Source organism: Rhodococcus sp. USK13 (genome assembly GCF_018343855.1).
GTDB classification, from domain to species: Bacteria; Actinomycetota; Actinomycetes; order Mycobacteriales; family Mycobacteriaceae; genus Rhodococcus_F; species Rhodococcus_F oxybenzonivorans.
Genome location: NZ_CP069242.1, coordinates 6,342,709 through 6,354,690, shown reverse-complemented (window position 1 = coordinate 6,354,690; position 11,982 = coordinate 6,342,709). Strand labels below are relative to the sequence as shown.

The window sequence follows — 11,982 nt, the reverse complement described above, 5'->3', positions numbered from 1 at the left end:
TCAGGGGTGCGAGGGGCGGTCAGAAGAACAGGCTCATCGGAAGGATGAGCAGGATGGCGACCACCGACGCCACCGATACTCCTACGGAGCACGTCTTCAGCGTGCCACGTGTGGTCTGTCCCATGAGGGATTGCAGGAGCCAGAAGGTGTTGCTGGTGACGTGCACGGCGAACAGTGAACCGGCACCGGCCGCCAGCGCGATCAGGACGGGATCGAGGCCGATGATCGGTGCGACGGGGGCGAGGACGCCGGCGGCGGTAATCGCGGAGATCGTCACCGAGCCGACCGCGATATGCAAGGCGGCGGCCATCACCCACACCATGAGCAGCGGGGCGGCGTGGTTGGCGGCGAAGTACTGACCGAGAATGTCCCCGAGTCCGACGGCCGCGATAGTGGCGGCGAGCGAGCCACCGACTCCGGTGAGAATCAGGATCTGGCCGCTTTCGCTGAAACCACTGGCGATTGCCTTCTGCACGCGATGCTGGCCGATGGTGAGCCGTCCGATGAAACTGGTGCCGATCAGACCGATCAACAAAGCGATGAGCGGTTCGGACACGAAGTCGATAACCGGATTGCTGACTTTGGCGATATCCAGAATGGCGCCGGTCGCGATGAGAAGAAGTGACACGAGCAGCGGAGCGAGCAGGACGATGAGCCGGCCCTCGTGCCGGGTCACGACATCCTCGTTCGTGATCGGGCGCAGGCTGGTGCTGGTGCGCTCGGCCTGGGCGACGCTGCGACCGGGCACGGGCCGCGGGCTCGAGGCACCTACGCCGCCGTCGGGAGTCGCGTCCTCTTCCTCGTCGTCCACCACTGTCTGATGGAAGTGCTCCTCGTCCTTCTCCGGGTTCCACCAACCATGGGTGAACAGGAACGACATGATCGCCACCGAGATCGCCACCGTCGGGATCACCAGGATCAACCCTAAGATCAGCATCTTGCCGAGCGGCACACCGAGAAGTCCGGCGAGCGCCAGCGCGCCCACACCCGGGACCATGAGCACGATCCCGCACTCGAGCCCGATCGCCAGCGCGGTGGCCATCCGTGCGGTGCCCATCCGGCCGATCTTCGGGGCGAGGTTACGTGCGAGGGGTGCGGAGATGACCAGCAGTACGTCGAGAAAGATGGACTGCAGCAACGTCGCAATGGTCAGCGACAGCGCGTAGGGCATCCGCTTGGGACCGAAGACCCGCAGCAGCGTTCCCACCAGACGTTGGATCGCACCCATTTCCCGCAGCATGGCGCCCATCAGGACGCCGAAGGAAATCAGCAACCCGACTTCGGCCATGATGTCGCCGAAACCGGTGGCGATCGTCTCCACAGTCTTCGCCGTTCCGAGCCCGGAAGTAAGGCCGAGATAGGCGGATCCCACGACCAGCGACACCACCGGGTTGAACTTGAAACGCACGATCATCAGCACCACGGCCGACACGGCGATCGCAGTGTTGATCAGGATTGCGAGGTCTGACATTGACGCGTCCTAACGAGGAGGCGGATAGTGACTGCAGTCACAAGGTCACCCATATTATGAACACAGACTCACAATATAAGCAACGGACCGGACATCCTCAGGGGTGGGTGTGGCGCCGATCGGGGGTGGCCGCTACTGTGGGCGCCATGCAGCGCGTGTATTTCTGGTTTAGCAGGCCGGCCCCGGGTGGGTCGGTCGGCGTAACCACGCGCTGATCACTTCCACCCCAGAGCCGGATTACAGACCGGCTCGCGGGATTCTTCACAGTCTTCGAGGGTCGGCCTGAGAACAGGAACCCCAACCCATGACTGTCACTCTCGACACCGCGTCCCATGCTGATCGCCTCGACGACCAGCGCACGGTGAGCATCAGCCCCCTGGTCGCCCCCTCTGTCGTGCGCCGTGAATTCGCGCCCGACGATGTCGCGGCTGCGACTGTGCGTAGCGGCCGCGCCGACACGGTGAACGTGCTGAACGGCGACGACGACCGCCTGCTCGTCGTGGTCGGCCCGTGCTCGGTGCACGATCCGGCGGCTGCGATGGACTACGCGCGCCGACTCGCCGCGAAGGCGGAGGAACTGCGGGACGATCTGCACATCGTCATGCGTGTCTACTTCGAGAAGCCGCGCACAACCCTGGGATGGAAGGGCCTGCTCAACGACCCGCATCTGGACGGCACCTTCGACATCGACACCGGACTGCGGATGGGGCGGAAACTACTGCTCGACGTGTCTTCCCTCGGGCTTCCCGTCGGTTGCGAATTCCTCGACCCGATCATGCCCCAGTACATTGCCGACCTGGTCACCTACGGCGCAATCGGTGCGCGCACCGCCGCCAGCCAGGTGCATCGACAGCTCTGCAGCGCGCTGTCGATGCCGGTAGGTATCAAGAACTCCACGGAGGGTGACGTGCAGGTGGCGGTCGACGGAACGAGGGCCGCGGCGGCGAGTCATGTGTTCCCCGGCACGGATCTGGACGGTCAGGCCGCTCTGATCCGGACGATGGGCAACCCCGACTGCCATGTGATCTTGCGCGGCGGAACCGACGGACCCAACTACGACTCGGAGACGGTGTCCGACACACTCGCCCGGCTGCGGAAGTCGGGACTGTCCGAGCGGGTCGTGATCGATGCCAGCCACGGCAACAGCAGCAAAAATCACGAAAAGCAGGTGGAGGTGGTCGGCGACATCGCGGCGCGGCTCGAGGCGGGCGAGCGCGGCGTCGTCGGCGTCATGATCGAGAGCTTCATCGAGGCCGGCCGCCAGGACCTCACCCTGGGCCGCGCCGAGGACCTCACCTACGGGCAGTCCATCACCGACGCCTGTATCGACTGGGACACCACCGCCGCGCAGCTCGACCGGTTGGCGCAGGCGGTCGCGGCCCGGCGGGGGTGAGCGATCATCGGACTCCTCGCGTGCGGAACTGGACGCTGATGCGTGGCCCCACCGGGCGGCTGCTCTTCGGTACGCAATGCTCCCAGGTGCGTTGGCAGGATCCCCCCATCACCAGAAGGTCGCCGTGCCCGAGTGAGTACCGGATCGACTGCCCTCCACCGCGCGGCCGCAGCAACAGCGGTCGCGCGGTGCCGAGGGAGAGGATGGCCACCAACGTGTCCTCGGTGCGGCTACGGCCGGTGTCGTCGCCGTGCCAGGCCACGCTGTCGGAGCCGCCCCTGTAGAAGCAGAGACCCGAGGTCACGAACTTTTCTCCCAGTTCAGGCAGGTAATGCGTGCTCAACGCCTCGCGCGCCTCGACCAGGAGTGGATCGGGAAGCGGCTCGTTCTCCCCGTAGAAGCGGACGAGGCGCGGAACGTCGACCACGCGGTCGTACATCTGTCTGCGCTCTGCCCGCCACGGAACGGTGTCTACGAGCTCGGTGAACAGCTCGTCGGAGCCCGTCATCCAGCCGGGGCGCACGTCGACCCAGGCGCCGGCAGTGAGGGTCCGGCGAGTGACCGTCGATCCGAGTTCGCCCAGTTCGACACCGCCCGACGAGTCGTCGAACAGCGAAGCTTGGAGCGCGTACCGCGCGTCCGCGGAAGTCATGCGGTCATACTACCGCGATATTCGAACAAACGTTCCCATTATCTTCGGGCGTAGCGATCACCGCTCAGACGCACCTGATTTCTGTAGCTGCACTACTTTTCGGGCCCTAAAAGAAGTGCGGCTGCGAAGAAGGGGTGCGTCTGTGTACAAAGAGCGCGGCACCGGTCCACCGAGGCTGGACTGGACGGTGACGGCGAGTGGTGCTGGTGGGATCGTCACGACCATGATCGATTCGACGGCAATACTCGGGGTGGCGGCGATCGCGCTCGGATTGGTACTGACGCCGGGACCCAACATGCTGTACCTGGTCTCGCGCAGCATCACTCAGGGCCGAGGAGCAGGTTTGATGTCGCTGGGCGGAGTTACGATCGGATTTCTGGTGTATCTGGCAGCGACGACGCTGGGGATTTCGGCGGTATTCTCTGCGGTTCCGCAGGCATACACGGCATTGAAACTGGCAGGTGCGTGTTACCTCGGCTGGCTGGCGTGGCAGGCGCTCCGGCCGGGCTCGGCTACACCGTTCGCCCCGAGGCAGACTCTGCCGCGCGATTCGCCGGCCCGTCTGTTCACGATGGGACTCACTACGAACTTGCTCAATCCCAAAATCGCGGTGATGTACATGGCGTTGATTCCGCAGTTCGTCGACTCCGACTCCGGACCGGTGTGGTCGCAAAGTCTGCTGCTGGGGAGTGTCCAGATTGTCGTCGCTGTGGTCGTCAATGCCGCAATCGTCTGCCTTGCAGCGTCTGTCGCCGGCTTGCTGCAGGGGCGGCCGCGGTGGATCCGCGCTCAGAAACTCGTGATGGGCAGTGTGCTGGGCGGGCTCGCGGTACATCTTGCGTTCGATCGCGGTCGCCCCACGGTGGTCTGACGTCCGTCGTACAACTCCCGCGGTGTCGTACTCGCTTCAACCTGTCGGTACCTCGCTATACCGTCGGAACATGGGATACGAATTTCAGGTCACCGTCGATTCGGAGAACCCGCACAGCCTCGCCAAGTGGTGGGCGCAGACGCTCGGTTGGGAGGTGGAGCCGAGCAACGAGGAATTCATCCGCGGACTGGTTCAGGCCGGTCACGCGAAAGAATCCGACACCATGATCTTCGAAGGTGTTCTCGTCTGGCGGGAGGGTGCCGCCATTCGGGATCCGGCGCATTCGGAGCGGCCACGGGTGCTGTTCCAACTCGTTCCCGAGTCGAAGACGGTGAAGAACCGCCTGCATCTCGACCTGCGGGTGGGAGACGGGCGAGAAGACCTCGCCAGGGAACTCGAGGAATCCGGCGCGAAGGTGCTCCATCGGGGACGGCAGGGTCCGAACGAGTGGATCACCATGGCCGATCCGGAGGGCAACGAGTTCTGCCTCGCCTGACCGAGCAGGCCGGGGACGCAGTGGGCCGAAAACGCAGTCGGCCGAAAACACAGCGGGCCGAAAACACAGTGGCCGAGGTCAGCGGTACGTGCTGGGAGTGGTGCCGGTCCACCGCTTGAAGGCGCGCCGGAATGCGCTGGGCTCGGAGAATCCCAGGCGTGCGGACAGATCGTCGACCGTCTCACCGCGTCGCAGACCCGCGACTGCGGCGTCGCGCAGAACCTCCTCGCGGAGCTGATTGAGCGAGGTGCCTTCCTGCCGGAGTAGGCGCCGTAGGTGGGGCACGCTGATAGACAGCATCTCCGCGATCTCCTCGGCGGTGGACGTGCGGCCCTTCATGCCCAATTCGAGCACCCTCCGCACCTGGGATGACGCCGTGCTGTCGTAGTCGCGCTCGGACATCAGCAACGTCGGCGATTCGCGGAGGTACTCCTCGAGCGTGTCCTCGGTCTGGATGATCGGCAGCCGCAGCACTGCATTGTCGAATTCGATTGCGGGAATTGCGCAGTCGAATGTGACGGGGACACCGAAGATGTGGTCATAGTTTTCGGCGAGGCGTGGAAGCGGTGCGGGGTACGGCATGTCGACGGCGAGCAACCGGACGCGCTTACCCACCAGCCACGCTGCGAACCGGTGCAGGAGAATGAGGAGGAAGTCGGTGGTGACGCGCGCCGCCTCGAGCGACAACTGTGCGTCCTCGGCCGACTGGACCTTCGCGCCGGGACGGATATCGAGCGTCATGCGCGTTCCGCCGTGGTTGCCGGGGACGATGTGGAGAGCGGGAAGCGAGGGCAGCGCTCGGAGAATGTCTGCCATCCGCTCGAGCGCGGCAGAGAGGTCGGCGGTGTGGATCAACGCCAGACACACCAGCCGAAAGGTGCCGCGCGGCACCGGAGCCGGTCCGAGACCGAACAGTTCGTCGCCCGTGATCTGCCAGACCGCTTGCGTGAACGCGGTGACCTGGGTCGGTGTGAGCCTGGCCAATGGGTCCTGCAGCGATGCCGCCGTGATCCCTGCGACGGATAAGGCGGGGGAGAGGTCGACACCACTGCGAGCCGACAGTTCCAGTGATCGCCGGACGAAGTCGGCGGGGATGGTGCGAGCAGTCACGAGCGAGGCTTTCCGAGAGCCCGCAATCGCCGTGCGGCCTCGGCGAGCACGTGGTCTTGTTTGCAGAAGGCGAAGCGAACCAAGGGCTTCCACTGCTCGGGGTGGTCGGTGAACACGCTGACCGGCACACCGGCGACACCGATCCTCGCCGGAAGATTCCGACAGAACTCGATACCGTCGTGCTCGCCGATCCCCGTGATGTCGGCGCAGAGGTAGTAGGTGCCCCCGCCGGAACGGACTTCCAGGCCGGCCGCCACGAGAGCGTCGTAAAGAATGTCCCTCTTCGTTTGCAAGCTGTCGCGTAGTTGTGTCACCCACTGTTGTTCGTGCGTCAGCGCGTGAGCCACCGCCGGCTGGAACGGGCCGCCGCCCACGAACGACATGTACTGCTTCGCGGTGCGCACGGCGTCGATGAGTTCGGCGGGTCCGCATGCCCAGCCGATCTTCCACCCGGTGACGTTGAACGTCTTGGCGGCACTCGACACGCTGACCGTGCGTTCGTACATCCCGGGGAGGGTGGCGACGGCGGTATGGGTCCGGCCGTCGAAGACCAGGTGTTCGTAGACCTCGTCGCTGAGGACCAGCAGGTCGTGCTCGCAGGCCAGGCGAGCGATGGCCTCGAGTTCTTCGCGGGTGAACACCGTGCCGGTGGGATTGTGCGGTGTATTGAGGATCAGCATCCGGGTCTTGCTCGTAACTGCATCGCGGAGTCCGTCGAGGTCGACGGCAAAGCTTTCGCCCGCGGGAACGAGCGGCACGGTGCGGCGCACCGCGCCCGCCAGTGCGACGGAGGCCGCATAGGAGTCGTAGTACGGCTCGATCAACAGCACCTCCTCGCCGGGCTCCACGAGACCGAGAATTGCCGCGCTGATCGCCTCCGTGGCGCCAACGGTGATCAGCACCTCCGAGTCCGGGTCGTGGTCGAGGCCGTAGCGAGCCAGCCGGTCGGCGGCCACCGCACGCCGCAATACGGGCATTCCGGGCCCGGGCGGGTACTGGTTGAGGCCGTCGGCGATGGCCGCACGCGCGGTGTCGAGCATCGACGACGGCCCATCAGTGTCGGGGAAACCCTGACCGAGGTTGATGGCGTCGTGTTCCACCGCGAGTGCGGTCATCTCGGCGAAGATGGTCGATGCGAACGGCTGCAGGCGCGAGACGGTTCGATTACGCGGCGTAGCCGACAGGCGATTGCGCGGCGTTTCGGGCATTACTGCAGCGTAGTCGGTGTGCCACCGAACCTCGCACACGGCCGTGTCACGTTCTGCGGGGCTGTCTCGTCTTCTCTGTAGACGGCGCGCGAAGGGCGCCCGGTGACGATGGAGGACACAATGCCCCGCATTCCCGCAGTGGCCCCGGCGGACGCGAGCCCGCTGGTCAAGGTTGCGTACAAATTCGCTGCCCGCAAGTTCGACGAGGTGCCGGAGCCGTTCACCGTGCTCGCCCACCACCGCAAACTCTTCGTCGCCTCGGCCCGGCACGAGCTGGCGGTGCAGAAGGCGTCGACCGTGCTTCCGGCCAGTGTCCGGGAGCTGGCGGTATACCGCGTCGCCTGGACGATCGGCTGCTCATGGTGCGTGGACTTCGGCACGATGCTGCAACGCCTCGACGGGCTGGACACGGCGAGGCTCGAAGACATCGGCAACTACGCCGACTCCCCGGCGTACAGCGAGGACGAGCGTGCGGCCATCGCCTATGCCGACGCGATGACTGCGACGCCCACGACGGTCACGGACGAACAGGTGGCCGACCTCGAACGCCGTTTCGGCAGGGACGGTGTCGTCGAACTGTCGTATCAGATCGGGATCGAAAACATGCGGGCCCGGATGTATTCGGCACTGGGCATCACCGAACAGGGTTTCAGCACCGAATCGTGCCGGGTGCCGTGGGCCTCGGAAGCCCCCGCTGCTGACCACCGAGGTGACGACACCGAGGTCACGAAGGGTGGTCCTGGAGTCTGATCCCGACGAGCTTCTCCGGATTCGCGATGTCGTAGGCGGCGTAGACGAGTCCGTCCCGGACGGTGAACCCACCCACTCGCGGAGGCGAGCTGCGGTGGGTCCCGCCGCCGGCGATCCCGGCGCTGAAGAAGCCGAGCTGACCGTTGACAAGGACCGGCTGCATGGTGGTGAAGGCGGCGGCGCCGTACTTTCGGATGAGGCCGAGATAGAAGCGAGCGAACTTGTCCGCTCCCCGGATGACGTTGACGGCGGTACTGGTCGTGCCGTTGGCGTCGCCGATGACGAGGGCGTCGGGGTGCAGTGCCGACACCACCGCATCGATGTCGCCGGAGGCGAGGGCTCCGAGAAGTCGCTGCACCGCGCGTGAATGCTCCTCGTCCGGGACCGCGGGAGTGGTTGCTGCCGCGGCCTTACGGGCGCGGGACGCGAGCTGCCGCGCCGCCGGGACCGCGATCCCCAACAGGTCTGCCACCTCGTCGAATGGCACCCCGAACCCGTCGTGGAGCACGAAGGCGACGCGTTGCTGCGGAGTGAGCGTGTCGAGCACGATCAACGCCGCCAACCGATTGTCTTCCTCCTGTACGACCGCTTCGAGCGGATCCGGCTCCGCAGACGGTCCCAGCCCGGTGACGATGGGTTCCGGAAGCCACTGCCCGACATACTGTTCCCGTCGCACGGCGGCCGATCGCAGCCGATCGAGGCAGATTCTGCCGACCACGGTGGTCAGCCAGCTCCGGAGGTCCCGTATGCCGGTGGCATTCTCTTCGTCGAGTCGCAGCCACGATTCCTGCACGGCATCCTCGGCGTCGCTGACACTGCCGGTCAGCCGATAGGCCACCGACAACAGATGCCGCCGGTGGCCCTCGAATTCGTCTACCAGCGTCGCTGACGGCATGCCGACATCGTACGTCCGATCCAGACATAAAATCCGTGGTGCGCGTAACCGTTGACCCTGGTGGGGGCACCGGACGTACTGTGGGACAACCACACGACGTCAGGGAGTTCTGCCATGTTCCAGTGTTGTAGCTGTCGCAGCTGACCTGGCTTTTCTGCACCCCTTCTCTTCGCAGGCACCGCTCGATCCCGCGGGACCGTCCCGGTCTCCGGTCGAACGGTGCGCATCACCCGACCCGCCACCCTTTCTGTGCGCGGGCATCACCCTGAGGAAGATCCCGATGATTCGTCCACGTCTGGCGCGGACTCTGGCCGCCGCGGCCGCCCTGCTCACCTTCGCCGGCCTCACCGTCGCCTGCTCGAGTGACAAGACCGTCACGACCGCCGACGGTAAGACCGTCCTGCGCTACGAGGGAACCACCGGCCAGGTCTCCTTCTCGGAATTGGCGGCCGACCTGGGTTACTACCAGAAGGTCGAGCTGAACTGGATCGGCGACAGCACCAGTGGGCCCCAGAGCATCCAGAACGCCGCAACGGGACAGACCGATTTCGGTGGGGCGTTCAACGGGGCGGTACTGAAGCTGGCGGCCGCGGATTCACCCGTCACCTCGGTCGTCGGGTACTACGGCTCCGACAAAGAGACGTTCAACGGGTACTACGTGCTCGAGGACAGCCCGATTCGCACCGCCCGAGATCTCATCGGCAAGAAAGTCGGGATGAATACCCTCGGCGCGCACCACGAATTCCTGGTCCGTGAATGGCTGGCGCGAGAAGGGCTCACTCCGGACGAGATCAAGCAGGTGGAGCTCACCGTCGTACCCCCGGTGAACACCGAACAGGCACTGCGACAGGGGCAGATCGATGTCGGCACACTCGGGAGCGTGTTCCGCGACAAGGCCGTGGAGAAGGGCGGCATCCGCGCGCTGTTCACCGACGAGTCCATCTTCGGTTCGTTCACGTACGGCTCGCTGCTGTTCCGCAACGACTTCATCGCAAAGAACCAGGAGGCAGTGGCCGACTTCGTGCAGGGCACGGCCCGGGCGATCCGCTGGACACAGACCACGCCGCGCGATCAGGTGATCGCGAAGTACAAGGAGATCATCACCGAGCGCGGACGCAACGAGAACACCGACCTCGTCGACTACTGGAGGTCGCCCGGTGTCGCCGGCCCCGGTGGAGTGATCACCGACAAGGAGATTCAGACCTGGATCGACTGGCTCGTGCGCAATGGAGAACTCGAGGACGGCAAGCTCACGCCGGCCGATGTGTACACGAACGAGTACAACCCCTACGCCAATGGCACGTATCCGGCGGACAGCGGTCCGGACGGGCAGGCCCTGGCCACGAAATGACAGTACCGAGCAGAACTGACGGAGAAGTATCGGAAGGACAGACATGAGCACGACCGCTTCGGACCGAGGTCAGGTCACACCCCCCAAACTCCGCCTCGAACACGTCACCAAACAATTCGACGTGCGCGGGACGAGGGACAAGTTCACCGCCATCGAAGACATCGACATCGATCTCGCCGCCGGTGAGTTCCTCGTCCTCGTCGGACCCAGCGGTTGCGGAAAGTCGACGCTGCTGGACCTTCTCGGAGGTTTGAGCACGCCGACCTCGGGCCGCATTCTCCTCGACGGGAAGCCGGTGACGGGGCCGGGACTCGATAGAGGCATCGTCTTCCAGCAGTACGCGCTTCTCCCATGGCGCACCGCGCGGCACAACATCGAGTTCGGGTTGGAAGCCAAGGGGCTGCCCAAGAAGGAGCGCCGGAGCCTCGCCGAGTACTACCTCGAGTTGGTGGGCTTGCACGGCTTCGGTGACCGGTACCCGCACGAACTGTCCGGTGGGATGAAGCAGCGTGTCGCGATTGCCCGCAGCTTGGCCTTCGATCCCGAAGTGCTGCTGATGGACGAGCCGTTCGCCGCCCTCGACGCGCAGACCCGCGAATCACTCCAGGACGAACTTCTGCGCATCTGGAAGGCAACGGGAAAAACCATCCTGTTCATCACCCACGGCATCGACGAGGCCATCTACCTCGGGCAGCGGGTTGCGGTGCTGACCTCGCGACCCGGGCGGGTGAAGACGTTCGTCGACATCGACATCGACCGCAGCGTTGAGGACGTCCGATCCAACGAGCAGTTCCGGCAGTACCGGCACAAGATCTGGACGCTGTTGCACGGTGAAGTGGAGCGAGCACAGGTAATCGAGAAGGAGGAGGCTCATGTCTAGCGCACTTGCCACACCGACAGACCTCGACGAGGCACCTGTCGTCGCCGATCCACTACAGACCCGCGCAACATCGCCCGCACCGGAGGTCCGACCGGCGGCACCCAACGCCGCGAAGCGCGCCGGCGCGGTCGTGGGGCCCGTCGCCTGGCGAATCCTCAAGCCTTCCATCGCGATCGTCGCGTTTCTCGGGCTGTGGGAGTTCGCGCCCCGAATCGGGTTGGTGGACGAGGTGTTTCTGCCACCGTTCAGTACGGTGGTCGAAGCCTTTCTCGACCTGGCCGCCAGCGGTGAACTGTGGCAGCACGTGTCGGCGAGTCTCTCGCGGGCTCTGATCGGCTTCTTCGTGGCAGTCGCGATCGCGATCCCGCTGGGCATCGCGATCGCCTGGTACCGCCCGGTGTCGGACTTCCTGAACCCCATTCTCGAGCTCTTCCGTAACACGGCCGCGTTGGCCCTGCTACCCGTCTTCATCCTGATCCTCGGCATCGGTGAGGAGTCGAAGATCGCGCTGGTGATCTACGCCTGCACGTTCCCCATTCTCCTCAACACGATTTCCGGTGTGCGTACCGTCGATCCGCTGTTGATCAAATCGGCTTCGTCGCTGGGATTGTCGCCGGTGCGCCTGTTCCAGAAAGTGGTGCTGCCCGCCGCTGTTCCCACCATCTTCACCGGTATCCGCATGGCGGCGGCGTCGTCCATTCTCGTGCTGATCGCCGCTGAAATGGTGGGCGCCAAGGCCGGGCTCGGCTATCTGATCACCGCCTCCCAGTTCAACTTTCAGATCCCCAACATGTACGCGGGCATCGTCGCGATCTCTGTTCTCGGGCTGTCCCTCAACGCGATTCTCGTGTTGATCGAACGCAGGTTGTCGCGCTGGCGGGTCTGATCGGCCTGCTGCTCCTCTC

At 65.0% G+C, this 11,982-nt stretch carries 12 protein-coding genes; 7 read left to right on the top strand and 5 right to left on the bottom strand.

From position 1 onward, the window contains the following. Nucleotides 1-19: 19 nt before the first annotated feature. Entirely contained in the window at nucleotides 20-1,471 is a 1,452-nt protein-coding gene (locus JQT59_RS31870) for a GntP family permease (RefSeq protein ID WP_213573399.1), read from the bottom strand. A 304-nt stretch (nucleotides 1,472-1,775) separates the two neighbouring features. On the opposite strand from JQT59_RS31870, the gene JQT59_RS31865 reads away from it, so the two are divergent. Further along, on the top strand, nucleotides 1,776-2,864 hold the full coding sequence (locus tag JQT59_RS31865; RefSeq protein ID WP_159919809.1) for a 3-deoxy-7-phosphoheptulonate synthase: 1,089 nt from the start codon (nucleotides 1,776-1,778) through the stop codon (nucleotides 2,862-2,864). 4 nt (nucleotides 2,865-2,868) lie between these two features. On the opposite strand, the gene JQT59_RS31860 is transcribed toward JQT59_RS31865, so the two are convergent. Continuing rightward, on the bottom strand, nucleotides 2,869-3,516 hold the full coding sequence (locus JQT59_RS31860) for an alpha-ketoglutarate-dependent dioxygenase AlkB (protein WP_213573398.1): 648 nt from the start codon (nucleotides 3,514-3,516) through the stop codon (nucleotides 2,869-2,871). 223 nt (nucleotides 3,517-3,739) lie between these two features. Here JQT59_RS31860 and JQT59_RS31855 point away from each other — a divergent pair, with 223 nt between their 5' ends. Then, nucleotides 3,740-4,387, top strand: a complete 648-nt coding sequence (locus JQT59_RS31855; protein ID WP_213573397.1) for a LysE family translocator — start codon at nucleotides 3,740-3,742, stop codon at nucleotides 4,385-4,387. Between the two features lie 70 nt (nucleotides 4,388-4,457). Next, on the top strand, nucleotides 4,458-4,883 hold the full coding sequence (locus JQT59_RS31850; protein WP_109327342.1) for a VOC family protein: 426 nt from the start codon (nucleotides 4,458-4,460) through the stop codon (nucleotides 4,881-4,883). 78 nt (nucleotides 4,884-4,961) lie between these two features. Here JQT59_RS31850 and JQT59_RS31845 read toward each other — a convergent pair whose 3' ends face one another. Together JQT59_RS31845 and JQT59_RS31840 are read right to left on the bottom strand one after the other, a co-directional pair. Then, nucleotides 4,962-5,993, bottom strand: a complete 1,032-nt coding sequence (locus tag JQT59_RS31845) for an AraC family transcriptional regulator (RefSeq protein ID WP_213573396.1) — start codon at nucleotides 5,991-5,993, stop codon at nucleotides 4,962-4,964. After that, nucleotides 5,990-7,177, bottom strand: coding sequence for a pyridoxal phosphate-dependent aminotransferase (locus tag JQT59_RS31840; RefSeq protein WP_213578275.1), 1,188 nt, complete (start codon nucleotides 7,175-7,177; stop codon nucleotides 5,990-5,992). The genes JQT59_RS31845 and JQT59_RS31840 overlap by 4 nt, the downstream gene beginning before the upstream one ends. A gap of 144 nt (nucleotides 7,178-7,321) precedes the next feature. Between JQT59_RS31840 and JQT59_RS31835 the strand changes: the two genes are divergently transcribed. After that, entirely contained in the window at nucleotides 7,322-7,951 is a 630-nt protein-coding gene (locus tag JQT59_RS31835; protein ID WP_249353992.1) for a carboxymuconolactone decarboxylase family protein, read from the top strand. On the opposite strand, the gene JQT59_RS31830 is transcribed toward JQT59_RS31835, so the two are convergent. Then, nucleotides 7,926-8,846, bottom strand: coding sequence for a sigma-70 family RNA polymerase sigma factor (locus JQT59_RS31830; RefSeq protein WP_213573395.1), 921 nt, complete (start codon nucleotides 8,844-8,846; stop codon nucleotides 7,926-7,928). The two genes, JQT59_RS31835 and JQT59_RS31830, sit on opposite strands and share 26 nt — an antisense overlap. Before the next feature lie 280 nt (nucleotides 8,847-9,126). Between JQT59_RS31830 and JQT59_RS31825 the strand changes: the two genes are divergently transcribed. From JQT59_RS31825 to JQT59_RS31815, 3 genes are read left to right on the top strand one after another with little or no spacing between them, the layout of a single operon-like run. Then, nucleotides 9,127-10,197 carry an ABC transporter substrate-binding protein gene (locus tag JQT59_RS31825; RefSeq protein ID WP_213573394.1) on the top strand — a complete coding sequence of 357 codons (1,071 nt, stop codon included), beginning with the start codon at nucleotides 9,127-9,129 and terminating at the stop codon, nucleotides 10,195-10,197. A 43-nt stretch (nucleotides 10,198-10,240) separates the two neighbouring features. Further along, on the top strand, nucleotides 10,241-11,077 hold the full coding sequence (locus tag JQT59_RS31820) for an ABC transporter ATP-binding protein (RefSeq protein ID WP_213573393.1): 837 nt from the start codon (nucleotides 10,241-10,243) through the stop codon (nucleotides 11,075-11,077). Further along, the gene (locus JQT59_RS31815; RefSeq protein WP_213573392.1) at nucleotides 11,070-11,963 is read left to right on the top strand and encodes an ABC transporter permease; all 894 of its coding nucleotides are present in this window, start codon (nucleotides 11,070-11,072) and stop codon (nucleotides 11,961-11,963) included. Before JQT59_RS31820 ends, JQT59_RS31815 begins: the two co-directional genes overlap by 8 nt. Nucleotides 11,964-11,982: the final 19 nt, after the last annotated feature.